At 73.3% G+C, this 16,792-nt stretch carries 18 protein-coding genes; 10 read left to right on the top strand and 8 right to left on the bottom strand.

Translation table 11 applies throughout. From position 1 onward, the window contains the following. Nucleotides 1-79: 79 nt before the first annotated feature. The 4 genes from ACZ6S5_RS02820 to ACZ6S5_RS02805 all read left to right on the top strand — a co-directional run bounded on the left by ACZ6S5_RS02820 (nt 80) and on the right by ACZ6S5_RS02805 (nt 5,150). The gene (locus tag ACZ6S5_RS02820) at nt 80-1,654 is read left to right on the top strand and encodes a Na+/H+ antiporter (protein ID WP_465997075.1); all 1,575 of its coding nucleotides are present in this window, start codon (nt 80-82) and stop codon (nt 1,652-1,654) included. Nucleotides 1,655-1,761: 107 nt separating this feature from the next. After that, a complete protein-coding gene (locus tag ACZ6S5_RS02815) occupies nt 1,762-3,102 on the top strand; it encodes a nicotinate phosphoribosyltransferase (protein WP_465997073.1) in 1,341 nt (446 codons plus the stop codon). A 154-nt stretch (nt 3,103-3,256) separates the two neighbouring features. Next, nucleotides 3,257-3,589, top strand: a complete 333-nt coding sequence (locus ACZ6S5_RS02810) for a nuclear transport factor 2 family protein (protein ID WP_465997071.1) — start codon at nt 3,257-3,259, stop codon at nt 3,587-3,589. A gap of 163 nt (nt 3,590-3,752) precedes the next feature. Next, nucleotides 3,753-5,150, top strand: coding sequence for an acyltransferase family protein (locus ACZ6S5_RS02805; protein ID WP_465997069.1), 1,398 nt, complete (start codon nt 3,753-3,755; stop codon nt 5,148-5,150). 123 nt (nt 5,151-5,273) lie between these two features. On the opposite strand, the gene ACZ6S5_RS02800 is transcribed toward ACZ6S5_RS02805, so the two are convergent. Together ACZ6S5_RS02800 and ACZ6S5_RS02795 are read right to left on the bottom strand one after the other, a co-directional pair. Next, a complete protein-coding gene (locus ACZ6S5_RS02800) occupies nt 5,274-6,107 on the bottom strand; it encodes an alpha/beta fold hydrolase (protein ID WP_465997067.1) in 834 nt (277 codons plus the stop codon). A 98-nt stretch (nt 6,108-6,205) separates the two neighbouring features. Continuing rightward, a complete protein-coding gene (locus ACZ6S5_RS02795; protein WP_465997065.1) occupies nt 6,206-6,970 on the bottom strand; it encodes a DUF427 domain-containing protein in 765 nt (254 codons plus the stop codon). A gap of 135 nt (nt 6,971-7,105) precedes the next feature. On the opposite strand from ACZ6S5_RS02795, the gene ACZ6S5_RS02790 reads away from it, so the two are divergent. Beyond that, nucleotides 7,106-8,401: a multidrug effflux MFS transporter gene (locus ACZ6S5_RS02790; RefSeq protein WP_465997063.1), complete on the top strand. Its 1,296-nt coding sequence runs from the start codon at nt 7,106-7,108 to the stop codon at nt 8,399-8,401. A gap of 23 nt (nt 8,402-8,424) precedes the next feature. Here the strand turns inward: ACZ6S5_RS02790 and ACZ6S5_RS02785 are convergent, their stop codons facing one another. Both ACZ6S5_RS02785 and ACZ6S5_RS02780 read right to left on the bottom strand, forming a co-directional pair. Continuing rightward, nucleotides 8,425-9,639 (bottom strand): M23 family metallopeptidase, encoded by a 1,215-nt coding sequence (locus ACZ6S5_RS02785; protein ID WP_465997061.1) that lies wholly within the window; start codon nt 9,637-9,639, stop codon nt 8,425-8,427. 33 nt (nt 9,640-9,672) lie between these two features. Continuing rightward, a complete protein-coding gene (locus tag ACZ6S5_RS02780; protein WP_465997059.1) occupies nt 9,673-10,338 on the bottom strand; it encodes a hypothetical protein in 666 nt (221 codons plus the stop codon). Nucleotides 10,339-10,629: 291 nt separating this feature from the next. Here ACZ6S5_RS02780 and ACZ6S5_RS02775 point away from each other — a divergent pair, with 291 nt between their 5' ends. Beyond that, nucleotides 10,630-11,124, top strand: a complete 495-nt coding sequence (locus tag ACZ6S5_RS02775) for a DUF2690 domain-containing protein (protein ID WP_465997057.1) — start codon at nt 10,630-10,632, stop codon at nt 11,122-11,124. A gap of 239 nt (nt 11,125-11,363) precedes the next feature. On the opposite strand, the gene ACZ6S5_RS02770 is transcribed toward ACZ6S5_RS02775, so the two are convergent. Both ACZ6S5_RS02770 and ACZ6S5_RS02765 read right to left on the bottom strand, forming a co-directional pair. Continuing rightward, on the bottom strand, nt 11,364-12,020 hold the full coding sequence (locus ACZ6S5_RS02770) for a methyltransferase domain-containing protein (protein ID WP_465997055.1): 657 nt from the start codon (nt 12,018-12,020) through the stop codon (nt 11,364-11,366). A 69-nt stretch (nt 12,021-12,089) separates the two neighbouring features. Continuing rightward, nucleotides 12,090-13,343 (bottom strand): YncE family protein, encoded by a 1,254-nt coding sequence (locus ACZ6S5_RS02765; protein WP_465997053.1) that lies wholly within the window; start codon nt 13,341-13,343, stop codon nt 12,090-12,092. 102 nt (nt 13,344-13,445) lie between these two features. Here ACZ6S5_RS02765 and ACZ6S5_RS02760 point away from each other — a divergent pair, with 102 nt between their 5' ends. The 3 genes from ACZ6S5_RS02760 (at nt 13,446) to ACZ6S5_RS02750 (ending at nt 15,290) form a co-directional block, all read left to right on the top strand. Then, nucleotides 13,446-14,000 (top strand): RNA polymerase sigma factor, encoded by a 555-nt coding sequence (locus tag ACZ6S5_RS02760; RefSeq protein WP_465997414.1) that lies wholly within the window; start codon nt 13,446-13,448, stop codon nt 13,998-14,000. Next, nucleotides 13,993-14,712, top strand: coding sequence for a hypothetical protein (locus ACZ6S5_RS02755; protein WP_465997051.1), 720 nt, complete (start codon nt 13,993-13,995; stop codon nt 14,710-14,712). The genes ACZ6S5_RS02760 and ACZ6S5_RS02755 overlap by 8 nt, the downstream gene beginning before the upstream one ends. A 65-nt stretch (nt 14,713-14,777) precedes the next feature. Continuing rightward, entirely contained in the window at nt 14,778-15,290 is a 513-nt protein-coding gene (locus ACZ6S5_RS02750) for a hypothetical protein (RefSeq protein ID WP_465997049.1), read from the top strand. 33 nt (nt 15,291-15,323) lie between these two features. On the opposite strand, the gene ACZ6S5_RS02745 is transcribed toward ACZ6S5_RS02750, so the two are convergent. After that, on the bottom strand, nt 15,324-15,656 hold the full coding sequence (locus ACZ6S5_RS02745) for a putative quinol monooxygenase (protein WP_465997047.1): 333 nt from the start codon (nt 15,654-15,656) through the stop codon (nt 15,324-15,326). Between the two features lie 55 nt (nt 15,657-15,711). After that, nucleotides 15,712-16,146, bottom strand: coding sequence for a hypothetical protein (locus ACZ6S5_RS02740; protein WP_465997045.1), 435 nt, complete (start codon nt 16,144-16,146; stop codon nt 15,712-15,714). 220 nt (nt 16,147-16,366) lie between these two features. Here ACZ6S5_RS02740 and ACZ6S5_RS02735 point away from each other — a divergent pair, with 220 nt between their 5' ends. Continuing rightward, on the top strand, nt 16,367-16,681 hold the full coding sequence (locus ACZ6S5_RS02735) for a DUF1330 domain-containing protein (RefSeq protein ID WP_465997043.1): 315 nt from the start codon (nt 16,367-16,369) through the stop codon (nt 16,679-16,681). Nucleotides 16,682-16,792 lie beyond the last annotated feature (111 nt).

The following is a 16,792-nucleotide window of genomic DNA, read 5'->3' as shown; positions in this document are numbered from 1 at the left end:
GCTCTTGCGCCATTCCACCGCGCGAGCCGCCGCGGATGAGGCAGCGTGGGACCCGGCGGGCGGCTGACGGGGGTACGACGTGGGCGCACTCGTGCTGATCGCGGTGCTGGGTGCCACCGTGCTCATCGGCACCACCATCGGCGGCCGGTACCGGGTCGCCCCGCCCGTGCTGCTCATCTTCTTCGGCGCGCTGCTCGGCCTGCTACCGCCCTTCGAACACGTGGTGCTCGAACCCGAGGTGGTGCTGCTGCTCTTCCTGCCCGCGATCCTCTACCGGGAGAGCCTGGTCATCAGCCTCCGCGAGATCCGGGCCAACCTCGCGGTCATCGCCCTGCTCGCGGTCGCGCTGGTGATCATCACGACGGTCGCCGTCGCGTACGTCGCCCGCGCGCTCGGCGTCGACCCGGCGGCGGCCTGGGTGCTCGGCGCGGTCCTCGCCCCTACCGACGCCGCCGCGGTGGCCGGCCTGGCCAAGCGGATGCCGCGCGGCATCCTCACCACGCTGCGCGCGGAGAGCCTGATCAACGACGGTACGGCGCTGGTGCTCTTCGCCGTCACCGTGGGCGTGATCGCCGGCGGCGCGATCCCGGGGGCGCTCGCCCTGGGCGGCCAGTTCGTCGGCAAGTCCCTCGGCGGGATCGCCGCCGGGCTGCTCGTCGGCGGCGCGGTCATCCTGATCCGCAAGCACGTCGACGACCCGTTGCGCGAGGGCGGGCTGAGCATCCTCACCCCGTTCGTGGCGTTCCTGCTCGCCGAACTGGTGCACGCCAGCGGTGTCCTCGCCGTCGTGGTAGCCGGCCTGCTGCTGTCGTACGCGGGCCCCCGGGTGATCCGGGCCCGCTCCCGGATCACCGCCTACGCGTTCTGGGACCTGTCCACCTTCATGATCAACGGTAGCCTCTTCGTGCTGCTCGGGATGCAGGTGCCGCGCTCCCTGCGCGCCATCACCAGCCACTCGCCGACGACGTCGTTGGGCATCGCGGTGCTGGTCGCCCTGGTGGTGACGCTCGTCCGGCTGGTCTGGGTGCAGCTGTCCGTGTCCACCCTGCAGGGCCTCGACCGGCGCGAGTCCCGCCGGGCCCGCCGGTTCGACTTCCGGGTCCGTACCGCCGCCGGCTGGGCCGGCTTCCGCGGCGCGGTCTCCCTCGCCGCCGCGCTCGCGGTGCCGGTCACCACGCACGCCGGCACCCCGGTACGCGAGCGCGACCTGATCATCTTCGTCACGGTCGTGGTGATCGTGCTGATCATGTTGGTGCAGGGCACCACCCTGCCGCTCGTCGTCGGCTGGGCCGGGCTGATGGGCGACCGGGAACGCGAACACGAGGTGCGCTGGGCGCGGATCCGGGCCACCGAGGCGGCCCTCGCCGCGCTGCCGCAGGTCGCCGCGGAAGTCGGCGCGTCGCCGGACGCCGTCGACCGGCTCCGCTCCGACTACCAGGACCACCTGGACGACGTCCGGTCGCCGCAGACCGAGCAGACCGAGCAGGAACGCGAACTTGGCCGCCGACTGCACCTCGGCGTGCTCGACCACAAGCGGCGGGAGGTCACCCGGCTGCGCGACCGCAACGAGATCGACGACGCGGTGCTGCGCCAGCTGCAGGCCGCCATCGACATCGAGGAGATCCGGCTGATCGGGCCGGAACCCGAGGACTGACCCGTCGCGCCGCGGGACGGTGAAGTCCACCCTTCCGGGGAGTACCGCGAGACCGCCGGTGACGTCTCCCGGCCGACCACGATGATGAGGGCGACCGAGGAGGTGACATGACCGGACTGCGCACCGACCTGTACGAGCTGCGGATGGCCGCCAGTTACCTGCGCCGCGGGATGACGGAGCGCGCCACCTTCAGCCTCTTCGTCCGCCGCCTGCCGCACCGGCGAGGCTTCCTGGTCGCGGCCGGCCTGGCCGAGGCGCTGGCCTTCCTGGAGAGCTTCGCCTTCGACGACGACGAGCTGGGCTACCTGCGCGACGCCGTCGGGCTCGACGAGCGGACCGTGGCGACGCTGGCCGGGCTGCGGTTCACCGGGGACGTGTGGGCCGTACCGGAAGGGCGCGTCGTGTTCGCCGACGAGCCGCTGCTGGAGGTCACCGCCCCGATCGCGGAGGCGCAACTGGTGGAGACCGGGGTGCTGAACCTCATCACCTTCCACACCACGGTGGCCACCAAGTCCGCCCGCTGCCGGCTCGCGGCCGGCGACGCGCAGCTGATCGACTTCGCCTTCCGCCGCACGCACGGCATCGACGCCGGGGCGGGGGTGGCGCGGGCGTCGGCCATCGCCGGCTTCGCGGCGACCAGTCACGTGGAGGCCGCCCGGCGTTACGGCCTCGAGCCGTCCGGCACGATGGCCCACTCGTACGTCGAGGCGTTCCCCGACGAGCGGGCGGCGTTCCGGGCGTTCGCCACCGACTTCCCCACCAACCCGATCTTCCTCGTCGACACCTACGACACGCCGGCCGGAGTCCGGGCCGCCGTCGACGTCGTCGCCGAACTCGGGCTGACCGGGCCGGTCGGCGTACGGCTCGACTCCGGAGACCTCGCCGCGCTGGCCCGGCAGACCCGCGCGATCCTCGACGACGCCGGGCTGCGGCAGGCCCGGATCGTCGCCAGCGGCAGCCTCGACGAGGACGTCATCGCCGGGCTCGTCGCCGAGGGTGCGCCGATCGACGGGTACGGCGTGGGCACCAAAATGGGCGTCTCCTATGACGCGCCGTCGCTGGACAGCGCCTACAAGCTGGTCGCGTACGGCGAGCGACCCGTGCTCAAGCAGTCGCCGGGCAAGGCCACCCTGCCCGGCCCGAAGCAGGTCTTCCGTGATCCCGCCGGCGCCAGCGGCGACATCGTCGGATTGCGTGACGAGCCGCCGCCGGCGGGCCGGGACCTGCTCCTCGTACCGGTCATGCGCGACGGCCGCCGCGTCGAGGCCGCCGACCCGGCCGGCGAGGTGCGCGCCGCCCGCGGCCGGTTCGACGCCGATCTCGCCTGGCTGCCCGACGCGGCGCGCCGGCTGGCCGATCCGGTCCCGCTCACCGCCACGGTGAGCCCGGCGCTGGCCGCGCTCCATGACCGGGTGACCGCACGGCTGGCCGCGGCCGACAGCTCCTGACACCGGCGTTTGTCCTGCCCGAGACGGGGAAACGGCACCGCGCCGTGGACCAGCGGACTGTGCGCTCTGCAGCGGGCCTCCGCCCGCCGGCCGATGGGCGTACCGGGCCCGTGCGGCGCCACGTGAAAGCGGGCTCCGACGTGAGGAGAGAGACATGACCGTCACGATTCCCGACGTGATCGTCCGCTACTACCAGCTGATCGGCGAGACCGACGTGGACGCCTTCGTCGCGTGTTTCACCGATAACGCGATCGTCGCCGACGAGGACCGGACCTACCAGGGTCCGGCGGCGATCCGGGCCTGGCGCGAGCGGACCGCGGCCGAGTACGAGTACGACGCCGTGCCGGAGTCGGTCGAGGAGGAGGCCGGCGGGAACATCGTGGTGACCGCGCTCGTGTCAGGCACGTTCCCGGGCAGCCCGGTCCGGCTGCGCCATCGCTTCACCCTTCGCGACGGCCTGATCGGCGCCCTCGACATCCGGCCCTAGGGTCGACCATGGCCGGGCCGGCGGCTGGGCCCGGGGCAGCAGGCGGAGTCGCCCCGGGTGAGCAGGCCCAGCCGGCGTCCGCGACAGCGCAGCCCAGCCCGTCAGCGAGGGCCTGGTGGTGAAAGCCCACCGCCGTCGCCCGGCCCTGGCATAGCGTGGTCTCATGGGTCGCGTGCGGCAGCTCGCCGAGCTGACGCCGCCCGGACGGGAGCGCTACGTCGACCTGCTCCGGGCGCTGGCGATCAGCCTGGTGGTCCTCGGCCACTGGACGGACGTCGTCGTCGCCTACGACCGGTCCGGTCATCTCACCGGCTACTTCACGCTGTCCGAACTCCGTCCGGCCTATCCGTTGAGCTGGATCTTCCAGGTGATTCCGGTCTTCTTCCTGGTCGGCGGCTTCGCCAATGCCGCCTCGCTGAACACCCACCGAGCACGCGGTGGCACTCCCACCGAGTGGTTGCTCGACCGCAGCAGCCGATTGATCCGCCCGACCACGCTCCTGCTCGTCGCCCTTGTCGCCAGCAGTCTGCTGGCGAGCTCGCTCGGGACAGACCCGGCCGAAATCGGGCTAGCCGTCTCGTTCGCCACCATTCCGCTGTGGTTCCTCACGGCCTACATAGCCGTGTTGGCCCTGACCCCGATCATGTATGCGCTGCACCGCCGGTTCGGGTTCGTCGTACCACTGGTGCTGCTGGCATTGGTGGCCGCCGGCGATCTCGGACGGTTGCTCGGCCCCGGTCGGCTCTCCGGCGGCAACTTCCTCTTCGGTTGGCTCGTCATCCACCAGATCGGCTTCGCCTGGTACGACACCCATGCCGCGGCGGCGACGGGCGACGGCACGAAGGGTGACCCGCGGAGCGGGCGTGGTGGTCTGTTCGCTCACCGGCTGCCGATGGGTCGGCCGGTCGCCGTAGCCCTACTGACGGCGGGTCTCGTGGCGTTGCTGCTGCTCACTGTCGTCGGCCCCTATCCGGTCACCATGCTCAACCTGCCCGGCGAGCGGCTCAACAACGCCTCGCCGCCCAGCCTGGCGTTGCTCGCCCTGGCCACCCTCCAGCTCGGGGTGATCCTGCTGCTGCGCCGCCGCGCCGAACGATGGTTACGGCGCCGCTGCCCATGGCGGGCGGTGATCGGGATGAATTCCGTCGTCCTGACCACCTTCCTGTGGCATCTGACCGCCGTGCTGCTGCTGGCCGGCGCGCTCAACACGGTGCACTGGCTGCCCGCCCCGCCCGTCGACACGGCGAGGTGGTGGGCTTGGCGACTGCCCTGGGTGCTCGCGTTGACCGTGACACTGCTGGCGCTCGTCGCCGTCTTCGGTCCGGTCGAGGTACGCAGCGGCCACCGCCTGCGGGAACACGACGGCGATCGGAGGGGCATGGTTCGGTCGGCCGCCGTTCGGGCCGTCCTCACCACTGCCGGCTACGCGGCGGTGGTGCTCGGCCTGTTGATCAACACCATGACAGGAGCGTCCGGGCCCGAACCGCTGGGAATACCACCGATCGCGCTCGTGGCCTATCTGGTCGGGGCCGGCGCCTTACGACTTCTCCGATCGGTCTGATCCTCACGCGGCAACCGGTGCCAGCAGGCATCGTGCACGGATCGCCGGCCGCGCCCGTCACATACCACCAGCCGATCACCGAGGTCCTCGCCCCGTACGGCTGACCATCCCGGAACCGCCCGGTCAGCTCGGCTGGTCGTCGAGGAAGGCGAGGGTGGCGGCGGCGAACAGCGGCGAGCTGAAGATGCTGTAGTGGGTCAGCCCGGGCAGGATCGCCAGCGCGTGGCCGCCCTTCGGCCGTCCCTCGTTCATCCAGCCGCCGTCGCGCAGGCCCCCGTCGAGCAGCGCGAACGCCTCGACGTAGTGGCTCGGCGGGGCCATGTCGGCGTCGGCGGCCATGAGCAGCGTCGGCACCCGCAGGCCGCGGACGTCGTCGGTGAGGTCGAAGTCCTGCGCCATCAGCGCGCCGATCTTGTCGAGCAGCCGGGGGAAGTCCTCCGGGCGCGGCGCCACCCGCTCGTAGAGCTGGTACATCGGGGTTTCCTTCATGAACTCGGCCGCGGCCGCGCTTACCTGGCCCTGCTGTGCGCGCATCTCTGGGTAGACGGCGTCGGAGCGCAGGTGCGCCGAGGCCGCGACCAGCCGGCGGATCCTCTCCGGATATTTCACCGCGGCGCGCAGCGCCACCCCGCCGCCGAGCGAGTAGCCGACCAGGTCGGGCTTGTCCAGCTCGAGGTGGTCGATGAGCGCGGCGATGTCGTCGGCCATGAACTGCAGGTCGAGTGGTCGGTCGATGTCCGCGGTGCGGCCGTGCCCCTGCAGGTCGACCGCGACGACCCGGTGCCGTTCGGCCAGTGCGGGCAGGACGGGCCCGAACATCTCGCCCGAGCCGAGCCCGCCGTGCAGCAGGATCAGCGGGTGCCCGGTCCCGTGCGTCTCGAAGTAGAGATTGATGCCGTTGACCTCGGCGTACCGGCCGGTGCCCTCGACCCCGGCGGTCCAATCGGTGGCGGTCACAGCGACGTTTCCCCCGTCCTCGCTGGTGCTCCGATGGGCGTTTCCGTCTCACCGTAGACACGCGGTGTGACGCTCGCCGCCCTGCCGCGTCGGGCACGTCAGGAGAAGTGCGTCTTCGGCCGGGCGAGTCGCTCGCCGTCGACGATGAGGTCCACCTTCTCGTTGTAGAAGGCGACCAGGCCGGCGATCGGCAGCAGCGCGGCGGTGGGGAAGCCGTACGACCAGGCGAGGTCCGGGTGGACCGTGCCGCTGCTGCGGACCGACCACCAGGCGGTGGTCCGCCCCTTGTACGGGCAGGCGGTGCGGGTCTCCGACGGAACGAGGTGCCCGAAGTCCACGTCGGTGCGGTTCAGGTAGTAGCGGGTCGGCAGGCCGGTCTCGAAGACCAGCACGGGGGAGGAGGACTCGGCCAGCACCGTGCCGTCCAGCTCCACCCGCACCCGGCGGGTGGAGCGCAGCGCGTCGACCCGCGCGTACGGGTTGCGAGGGTGGACGAAGACCTCCTCGTCCTCCTCGAACCAGGCGTCCAGGGCGGCCCACTCGAACCGGATCGTGTCGGCCAGCCCGGGCAGCGCGTCGTCGTTGTACCACCGGGCGCAGGAATCCCGGATCGTGTCACCGACCAGCAGACCGTGCACCCAGGCGGTGCCGCGCCGGGACTCCGCCGTGCGGCCCTCGTCGACGAGGAACTCGCGGCGCACGTCGGCGACCGGGATGTAGTACTGCGGGTAGAACGGCCACTCCCAGACGTACTTCGCCCGGGTGGTGTCCAGCACCGGCTGGCCGGCGAGGAACGCGCGGACGCGGCGCGGCACCGGCTCGATCCGGTCGACCGTGGCGATGGCCTTCGGGTAGTCCGACACCGCGTCCTCCACTGCTGCGATAACGGGTATCGGTTCAACGATCGGCGCGGCGCGCGGTCGTCGGCGGGCGTGTGACCTGACGCACCTTTTCCTGGTCCGGGAATCAGATCACCCGGCGACGATTTGCTGCCAGGTGTGAGCGTTGCAGAAATCCCCGCCACGGACGTGACCCCCGCCGCCGAGCCGATCGAGACACCAGGTGACCTGATGAGCCCCCGGCAACGGCTGCGGCTCGTCCTCGTCCTCGGCTCGCTCATCGCGATCGGGCCACTGACCATCGACATGTACCTGCCCGCGCTGCCCGCCATCGCCGTCGACCTGCACACCACCTCCGCGGCCGTGCAGCTCACCCTGACCGGCACGCTCGCCGGCCTCGCCCTCGGTCAACTGCTGATCGGGCCGCTCTCGGACGCGGTCGGCCGGCGCCTGCCGCTGCTCGCCGGCATCGCGCTGCACATCGTGGCCTCGGTGCTCTGCGTCCTCGCGCCGAACATCGCCGTCGTCGGCGTGCTGCGGGTGCTCCAGGGGCTGGGTGTCGCGGCCGCCTCGGTGGTGGCCATGGCGGTCGTCCGTGACCTGTTCAGCGGCGCCTCGTTCGCCCGGCTGTTCTCCCGGCTGATGCTGGTGATGGGGGCGGCCCCGGTCCTCGCCCCGACCCTCGGCAGCGGGCTGCTGCGCTGGTCGGACTGGCGCGGCGTGTTCGTCGCGCTCGCGGTGTTCGGCGTCCTGCTGGCCACGGTCGCGGCGTTCGGGCTCGCCGAGACCCTGCCGCCCGCGCGGCGGCGCCACGGCGGCGTCACCACCATCCTCCGGGACTACCGGGCGCTGCTGCGCGACCGGACGTTCGTCGGGCTCGTCCTGGTCGCCGGCCTGGCCATGGCGGCGCTGTTCGCGTACGTGTCCGGCTCGTCGTTCGTCTTCCAGCAGCGGTACGGGCTGGACGAGCAGCAGTTCGGGCTGGCCTTCGGCGCCGGCGCGGTCGGCCTGATCGGCGCCACCCAGTGGAACGTCCGACTGCTGCGCCGGTACACGCCGCAGCGCATCCTGGTCACCGCCCTCGGGATGGGTGCCGCGGCCGGCCTGGTGCTGGTCGCCTTCGCGGCCACCGGCGTCGGTGGTCTCCCCGCCATCCTGGTGTCGCTGTGGGTGGTGCTCGCCGCGGCCGGGCTCGCCCTGCCGAACGCGCCCGCCCTGGCGCTGTCCCGGCACGGCGAGGCGGCGGGTACGGCCGCCGCGCTGCTCGGCGCGGTCCAGTTCGGCGTCGGCGCGGTGGCCGCGCCACTGGTCGGCGTCCTGGGTACCGGCAGCATGGCGATGGCCTCCGTGGTGGCCGGCGGGATGCTCGCGGCGATGGCCGTGCTGCTCACCGTCGTCGGGCGGGCCCGGCTGACCGGGGTGGAGGCGGGCGCCGTGGCGGTGGCCGCGCACTGAGCGCAGGGCGGCCGGCGGCCGGGTCAGACCCAGGACAGCGGGTCCACGGCCCGGCCGCCGAGGCGTACCTCGAAGTGCAGGTGGGGGCCGGTCGAGGCGCCGGTCGAGCCGACCAGCCCGATCACCTGGCCGGCCCGGACCCGCTGTCCCGGTGACACCAGCAGCCGCGACTGGTGGCCGTAACAGGTGGAGAGGCGCTGGCCGTCCGCCCGGCCGTGGTCGAGGCAGGTGTAGTTGCCGTAGCCGCCGTACCACCCGGCCCGGGTGACCCGGCCGTCCGCCGCCGCGACGATCGGGGTCCCGGCCGGGGCGGCGAGATCCACCCCGGGATGGAGCTGCCACACGTGGTAGTACGGGTCGAGCCGGACGCCGAACCGGCTGGTGAGCCGGCCCGCCAGCGGACGGCCGAGCAGCCGCGCCCCGCCCCGAGCGGTGACAGCGCGAGCCGGCGTTGCGGCCTCGGCCGGGACCGGGGCGGATCGAGCTGCCCGGTCGATCTCCTGCCGGATCCTCGTCTCGTCCTGCTGCCTCCGGGTGAGTTCGGCCTGCCCGGAGGCGAACGCGGCGGACAACGCGGCGGCCCGCCCGGTGGGCGTGTCGACCAGGTCCACGGAGTCTGCCCCGGCGATCGCCGGCACGCCGCCCGGTTCCCCACCGGCGGTGAGCGCGGTCAGCAACTGCAGCACCGGATCCGGATCCCGCTGCGCCCGCGCCAGGTCGTCGCGGGTGCGGGCGAGGACGTTCCGCAGGTACTGGATCCGGTGCTCGACCTCGGTCAGCCGGGCGACCCGGCGGGCCTGGGGCGTGGCGGCGGCGTCGACGGGCGGCTGCGGGTAGAGGTCCGCACCGGGGTCGGCGCTGATCAGCGCGGCGGCGGAGCCCGGGCTGATCAGCGGGTCGGCCGGGGAGTCCGGGCCGGGGGACGGGGGTGCGCCGCCAGCGGTCGACGGGTTCGTGGTGGTCGGCGCGGTGGGCCGGCTCGTCGGTCCGGAGGTCGGTGACGGCACGATCGGCGGCGGGAGCGGCGGCAGCGACGATGGCTTGACCAGGGAAGACGTGGGCGAGGGGAGCGGCAGCGGCGGCAGCGACAGGGACAACGACGGGCTGGGCAGGGGGAGCGGGCCCAGGGTGCCGGCCGCCGCGCGGTCCGGTGAGGCCGGCAGGGCCAGCGCGGTCATCGTCAGCGTCGCCGCCACGGTTCCCGCTGTCAGCGTCGCCCGCCGTCGCCGTCGCCCCATGCCGCACACTCCTGCTGCCGATGCCCTCAACTGCTACATCGGATCCGGCCCCCCGGCCGCAACAGGCGGTGGCACCTGGGGCGGGCCGGCTCCCGGGCGCCGGCGCCGACGGGCGAGCACCGCCACGCCCACCACGAGAACAGCGGCCCCCAGCGCCGACAGGGCCACGGCCAGCGTCGACCGCCGATGTGGCGGTTCGGGGGCGACCGCCTGCAGCGACGCCGCCGTAGCGCTGGTCGGGGTCGCTCCCGGCAGCAGGTACGCGTTGCTGGCCACCTGGGCGTCGTCGTCGGCGAACTCCGCCGAGGTGAGGGTGACCCGGTTGCGGACCAACCCGCCCGGCGCCGCGCCGTCGCGGATGCGGCCGGTGATCGTGACCCGGGGCGCCGCCGCACCGGAGGCCAGCCGCACGTCGCCGAGGTCGCAGACCACGGTACGGCTGGACACCGAGCACCGGCCGGGTTCGGCGCGGGCGGTGATGTCCTCCAGCTCGGCCGTGGTGGTGAAGGTGATCCGGCCGGCGGTCAGGGCCGCCGTACCGGAGATGGTGACCGTGTGGGTGACCTGCTGCCCGGGCAGCGCGCCGAACGGGGTGGTGGTCAGCACCGGCGTCGCGTCGACCGACGCCGTCGGCGTGGGGCCGGCCAGCACCGCGACGGCGGCCATTCCCGCCATCAACGCGGCCAGCGGTTCCCCCATGCAGACACTGTAGGCCTGTCGACGACGGTCCGCCGGGCGTACCGGAACCCTGTCCACCTCTGCCCGGCGGCCGGAAGGGCCGGGGTGCGACGGCGCCCCCGCCTCTCAAGATCATGGATGTGCCGCCCGGCTGCGGTGGCGTTCGTGGTGCTGCGGCACTCGCGCCGGCGGCGGCGATGGGTGGCCGATGACGCCGTGATGGCAGATCGATGGCCGCCGGTCCTACGGTTCCCGCGCATCAGATTCGGCTACCGACCGGCAACACGGTCGGCAGAGGGGACGGTTGGGACAATGAGCATCGGAAACGGTCGGCGCGGTGGCCGCAGGGCACTGTTGGCCCTGGCGGCAGCGCTGGTGGGCATGGCCGTCGGTGTGTCGACCGCGCCGACGGGCGCGCTCGCCGCGACCAGTGGCTGCGGCAGTTCCTGTGACGGGAAGGATCCGCAGACGTACGTGGCGACGGTCGACGGTTACGCCGGGTACTGCTACATGGACGCGAAGACGGTGGCGACGGCGACCAACGTCGAGCTGCGGTACAGCCCGTGGTGCCGCACCGCGTGGGCCAGGTACACCGGGTCCTACCACTACCACACGACTCAGATCAAGAGCTACTACACCAGTGGATCGCTGCGGAAGACGTACAGCTACGAGCCCTTCGCCGGGTCGTGGACGGCGATGGTCAACGATGCCGGGCTCCTCGCGCAGGCCTGCGTCACCTGGTACGAGAGTGAAGCCGACGAGGTCAACAACAACCCCACCGGCTCCGCGTGCACCAGTAAGTACTGAAGCGCGACCGGCCCGGGCGGAGCCGATGGCCGGCCCGGGCCGGCCACCGAACAGGTGGGCAGGGCTTGACTCTCCGGTTCGGCCTCCTCGGCGAGGATCTCGACGCGGCCCACCAGCGGGCGCTGGACGGCGGGCGAGCGAGCTGTATCCGCCCGTCGAGCGGCCGTGGAAGCCGAGATCCTCCTGCGTGATCGACCCGAGCGGCAACTACCTCGACCTCTACCAGAGCTGAACCGCCGTCATTCCGTCGTACCGGGCCTGCGGGCCAGGAGGCAGGCCTGCGGCCGCTTCAGCCGCCCGTCGGGTTCCTGGATCTGCCGCGCGGTGACGACCATCCCGGCGTCGCGCAGCAGCTCGGCGATCTCATCCGGGGCCAGCAGATAGGCGTCGTAGGAGACGGGGTGCCCGTACGCCCGCTCGGGACGCAGGTGCTCGTCGCCGACGTGGAACCCCAGCAGTAGGAGGCCGCCGGGGGCCAGGGCGCGCCGGAAGCGGGCGAAGACCGCCGGCAGCACCTCCGGCGGCAGGTGGAAGATTGACCACCAGGCGACGATGCCGGCCAGGTGGCCGTCGGGCACGTCCAGCGCGGTCATGGACCCGACCTCGAACCGCAGGGCCGGGTACGTCCGGCGGGCGATCTCCACCATCTGTGGTGACAGGTCGACGCCGAAGACCGGCAGGCCGAGCGCGGCCAGGTGGGCGGTGACGTGGCCGGGGCCGCACCCCAGATCGGCGACCGGCCGACCGTCCTGGGCCGGGACGAGTTCGGCGAACGCCGCCAGCATCCCGCGGCCCAACGCATCCTCCGCGAACCGGGGCGGCACGATCGTCATGTAGTCCTCGGCGACCCGGTCGTACGACTCCCGGGCCGCGGTCAGGTAGGCGGGCTCGGTCATCCGGCCGACCCTAGCCGAGGCGGTCGCCGGGCACCGCCCCGAGCGGTTCCGGTGTCGGTTGGAGCGGGGTCACCCTTGCCCCGCGATGCCGTGCATCGCGACCAGACCGGGTACGGCCACGCGGCCGAGTTCCGCGCCGGTGGCCGGGTCGTGCCAGCTCACCGCGTTGGCCCGGCCCAGGTAGAGGCGGCTGCCGTCGCGGCCGGGCACGAGGCCGCAGACCGGCTCGGGGACCTGCCACTCGCCGGTGCGGGCGAGGCTGGCCCGGTCGAGCACGCGTACCGTCGGGCCGGCGCCGATGAACAGGCGGCCGCCGTCGGTGGCGGTGTGGGCGGTGCCGGCGACGCGGGCGTGGGTGACCGTCCGGCGTACCGTCAGTTCCTCGGTGGAGATCTCCGCGACGGTGCCCGACGCGCCGTCGGTGACGTAGAGGCTCCGCCCGTCGGGGCTGATCGCGACGGCGTGGCCGGCGGCGTCCCCTTCCCCGAACGGGTGCGGCAGGTCGATGCAGTATGCCCACCGGGCGTCGAGGCTGAGCGTGTGCACGAACGCGTGCGCGTTGCCCGGCCGTCCGCTGACCAGGTCGCGGGTGTGCCGGTGGTCCGGCTGGTGGGTGTAGAGGGTGTAGAGGGTGGCCCGGTCGGGGGCGAGCACCGCCTGGCGTCCGTCGCCGCGCATCTCCTCCTCGGCGCCGGGCGGGATCGGCGACTTGTCGCGGGTGGAGAGCGGGCCGGGCCTCCCGGTGGCGAGGTCGACGACGCGGACGCGGTAGCGGTCCGGCGCCGCCGGGGGGAGCCAGTCGAGGACGAACAGCCCGGTCAGGTCCGCGGTGAACGCCTCCGGAACGACGTTGCCCGGCAGGTCCAGCCGGTACCGGACCCCGGTGGCATCGGCGATCAGCACCGGGGTGACTGTCCGGCCGGCCGGGCGTCCGCCGGTGACGTCCTGCCGGTTCGGGGTGAGCGCGATCAGGATGTTGGTGGCCGAGACGCACTGCGGCACCCAGCGCCCGGGCAGCCGGACCCGCTCGGTGGCGCGGCCGGTGGCGGTGTCGACCCGCCACAGCGCGGTGTCCGGACCGGCGGGCGTGGTCGCGTAGGCCACGAGCCCGTCCGCGCTGGCGATCGCCCGCGGGATGGTCTGCCGCTCGCCGCCGCGCAGGACGCCGAGGTCGTCGCCGACCTCGACGAGCAGCGCGTCGGGGATCGTCACCGCGGGTGCCGCGGTCGACGACCGGGTGGGTTTGCAGCCGGTCAGCGTGGCGGCGCCGGCGCCGGCGAGCAGGGTCAGCATCGTGCGCCGCGAGATCGTGGTGGGCGTCATGTTCCGGTGACACCGTGGACGGTGGGGAAGTTCCTCCTTCCGGAGGTGGAACCCGCTCGGCGCGGGCGGTGTCATGAGGGGTGAGCCGACCGGAGGTTCCCCCTGGACGACGACGAGCTTGTCACCCGCGCACGGGCCGGTGACCTGGAGGCGTACGACCTCCTGGTCGCCCGGCACACCGCGTCCGCGTACCGGACGGCGGTGCTGCTCGGCGCCGGGCCGGACGCGGAGGACGTCATCCAGGAGGCGTTCGTGAAGGGATACCGCAAGCTTTCCCGCTACCGGGGCGAGTCGTCCTTTCGGTCGTGGCTGCTCGCCATCGTCGCCAACGAGACCCGCAACCTGCACCGGTCGCGCAGCCGGCGGGACGGGTTGGTGCTGCGGGCCGCGGTGGCGGACCCGGGGTCCGAGCTGGCCGAGGACGACGCGCTCGGCGCCGTCCTCGCCGCCGAGCGGCGCGCCGCGCTGGTGGAGGCGCTGCGCCGGTTGCCGGTCAAGGACCGTGAGGTGATCGTCTGCCGGTACTTTCTCGACCTGAGCGAGGACGAGACGGTGACCATGCTGGGGCTGCCCCGGGGCACGGTGAAGTCGCGGACGTACCGGGCGTTGGCGAAGCTGCGCGGCCTGCTCGACCGCGAGGTGGTGCACCGTGGATGACCTCGAGCGGGACCTGCGGGACCTCGCCCCGTGGCTGGAGACGCCCCCGCCCCCGGACGTGACCAGCCGGGTCCGTGCCCGCCTGGCCTCGCCCGCCGCGCGGCGCCGCCGCTGGCGCTACTGGCTGGCCGTCGCGCTGGCCGCGCTGCTCGTCGCGGTGCTGCCGCCCGGGCGGGCCGCCCTCGCCGACGCCGTGGCCGGGCTGCTGCGCTTCTCCGGGATCGTCATCGGTACGTCGCCGGCGCCGGTGCTGCCCTCCGGCACCCCGTCGCCGTTGCCGGCGCAGCGGCCCGTCGCCCTCGACGAGGCGCAGCGGAAGGTGCGCTTCCCCATCAAGGTGCCGGCGGCGCTGGGCCCGCCCGATCGGGTGCTGGTCGCCGACGCCGACGGCACGGGCACCTACCGGGTGGCCACGCTGCTCTACCGGGGCGGGACGCTGCGCCTGGACGCCTTCGACGGCCGCTTGGACCCGGTGTTCCAGAAGCAGGCCGCCGGCCCGGACGTGGAGTGGACCCAGGTCGACGGCGGCTTCGCGGTGTGGATCGGCCGCCCGCACGCGCTGGCGTATGTGGATCGCGGCGGGACGGTCCGGGTGGAGACCGCACGGCTCGCCGCCGCGACCCTGATCTGGGAGGAGGCCGGGGTGAGCTACCGGCTGGAGGGCGACCTCACCCGGGACGGGGCGATCGCGATCGCGAACTCGCTGCGTTGACGGGAACCGGTCCGCCCCGGCCGGTGTCCTGCTGGTGAGTCGTCACGTCGATCGGGGGGTGTCGGATGGGTTCCAGGGGCAGGGTGGTGCTGGCGTCGGTGGTCCTGCTGGCCGGATGCACGGCCGGGAGCCGGCCGGCCACCTCGGCCACGCCGGCCACGCCGGCCGGCACGGCGACCGCGGCGACAGGCTGCCACTCCCGGATCGAGACCGGACCGCTGCCGGACTGGGCGGACACCGGCTTCCACGGGGACACCCGGGTGCCGCACGTCTTCGGGGCGAAGGGCGGCATCGTGGCGGTGCTGTTCGGTCAACCGCTCACCCACGGCCGGGCCGACGGCCCGACCAACAAGATCCTCTGGGTGTCCCGGCCGGCCACCGTGTCACCCGACCCGACCGCGTCCGCCACCCTGGTGATCACTGCGACGCTGGACGGCACCGACACCCGGGTCACCCGCGAGGTGGCGGGCGGCCCCGGCCCGTCGACCGTCGACATGCCGCAGGCCGGCTGCTGGCATCTCGTGCTGCGCTGGTCCGGCCGCACGGACACCATGGACCTCGTGTACGCGGAGCGCTGACCGCCCTGCGGCGACGACGTCGCGTGGCCTCGCTCAGCCTTCCTCCGCGACCGCCATCTCGCCGAGCAGCGACCAGTCCTGCTGGGGCACGGTGACGTTCACGATCCGGGGCGTCTCGGCCAGGTGCAGCGGGAGGGTGCGCTGCGCCTCGCGGAAGTGCTCCGACTGCACGTGCGCGGCGCCGGCCTCGTCGTCCCGGAACGCCTCGACCAGGACGTACTCGTTCGGGTCGTCAAGGCTGCGGGACCAGTCGAACCAGAGACAGCCGGGCTCGGCCCGGGTGGCCTCGGTGAACGCGGCGGCGATCTGCGGCCACCGGTCGGCGTCCTCGGGACGTACGCGGAACTTGGCGGTGATGAAGATCATGGGCTCCAGGCTACCCAGCCCACCGTCGCTCGGCAGCGGCTCGCCGGGCGGCCGGTCAGCGCTTCGTGACGGGGCTGAGCAGTTCCGACGCCCGGCGGTCGGCGAACGCGGTGACCGCCTGCTGGCCGGCGCCGAAGACGATCGCGATCCCCAGCAGCGCGGCGGTGCTGTTCACCGTGGTCTCCACCAGGCCGCCGATCACCAGCATGATCCCGACGACCGCGACCAGTGGACCGATCGCGAGCTTCAGCAGCCGTTGCTGGAACGGCAGCTTGTACGGCAGGCCACCCGAGGGCGACGTGATCATCGAGGGGAGGGCGCTGATGAACGCGCCCAGTGCGCCGGCGATCAGGACGAAGAACAGCAGCCGCCACGCCGGCACGCCGGCCGCGTCGGTGGGCGCCCTGAGCAGTCGCACGTCCCGGCTGCGCCACTGCACGAGCACCATCAGCGTCTCGGCGACCAGCGCGAAGACGGACAGGCCCAGCATCCGATTGCGTAGCCTGCTCGCTGCCGGCGCCGGCGGGCGGGGCGACGGTCTCGGTGGACATGATCGGCCTCCAGTCGTCGGGTGCGCCGTCCGACGTGGGCGACACGCGCCTCTATCCACAGTATCCGCAGGTCAAAGTCGTTGCGGCAGGGCGGATGGCCGCTTGACGGATTGCCGACCGGCGGCACCCGACACGCTTACCCACGAGTGACATGAGGCGGTGACCGTCTTCGCCCTCGCGCATATCGCCATCCACGACCGGGCGCGCTACGACCGGTACGCCGCCGGGTTCCGGCCGGTCCTCTCCCGCTACGGCGGCCGGCTGCTCGCCGCCGACGAGTCCCCCGAGGTGGTGGAGGGGGCCTGGTCGTACCAGAAGGTGATTGTGATGTCGTTCGATCGCCAGGAGGACTTCGAGCGGTGGTCGAACTCCGCCGAATACCGGGAGATCTCCGGTGACCGGGAGGCCGCCACCGAGGGCGTCGTCCTGCTGGTCGACGGCCTCCCGGGCTCACGGCGGGTCGACGCCGGCTGAGCGGCTGCCTTTACCACCCGCGCCCGACGTGGCACGCTTCGTAGTGCCCTCAAGGGTCTCGCGACCCCGTCGAAGCGGTGCGCACGGTAGGACGACCGGGGAGCCGATGGC

The organism is Micromonospora sp. NPDC051924, from assembly GCF_055586005.1.
The sequence above is the reverse complement of the archived record's forward strand: the minus strand, read 5'-3'. Positions and strand labels throughout refer to the sequence as shown.

Excerpts from the sequence above, each read along its gene's own strand:
- ACZ6S5_RS02740 (WP_465997045.1), bottom strand. The coding sequence starts at position 16,146 with ATGCTGGGCCTGTCCGTCTTCGCGCTGGTCGCCGAGACGCTGATGGTG.
- ACZ6S5_RS02805 (WP_465997069.1), top strand. The coding sequence starts at position 3,753 with ATGGGTCGCGTGCGGCAGCTCGCCGAGCTGACGCCGCCCGGACGGGAG.
- ACZ6S5_RS02765 (WP_465997053.1), bottom strand. The coding sequence starts at position 13,343 with ATGACGCCCACCACGATCTCGCGGCGCACGATGCTGACCCTGCTCGCC.
- ACZ6S5_RS02770 (WP_465997055.1), bottom strand. The coding sequence starts at position 12,020 with ATGACCGAGCCCGCCTACCTGACCGCGGCCCGGGAGTCGTACGACCGG.
- ACZ6S5_RS02750 (WP_465997049.1), top strand. The coding sequence starts at position 14,778 with ATGGGTTCCAGGGGCAGGGTGGTGCTGGCGTCGGTGGTCCTGCTGGCC.
- ACZ6S5_RS02815 (WP_465997073.1), top strand. The coding sequence starts at position 1,762 with ATGACCGGACTGCGCACCGACCTGTACGAGCTGCGGATGGCCGCCAGT.
- ACZ6S5_RS02785 (WP_465997061.1), bottom strand. The coding sequence starts at position 9,639 with ATGGGGCGACGGCGACGGCGGGCGACGCTGACAGCGGGAACCGTGGCG.
- ACZ6S5_RS02810 (WP_465997071.1), top strand. The coding sequence starts at position 3,257 with ATGACCGTCACGATTCCCGACGTGATCGTCCGCTACTACCAGCTGATC.
- ACZ6S5_RS02775 (WP_465997057.1), top strand. The coding sequence starts at position 10,630 with ATGAGCATCGGAAACGGTCGGCGCGGTGGCCGCAGGGCACTGTTGGCC.
- ACZ6S5_RS02745 (WP_465997047.1), bottom strand. The coding sequence starts at position 15,656 with ATGATCTTCATCACCGCCAAGTTCCGCGTACGTCCCGAGGACGCCGAC.
- ACZ6S5_RS02780 (WP_465997059.1), bottom strand. The coding sequence starts at position 10,338 with ATGGGGGAACCGCTGGCCGCGTTGATGGCGGGAATGGCCGCCGTCGCG.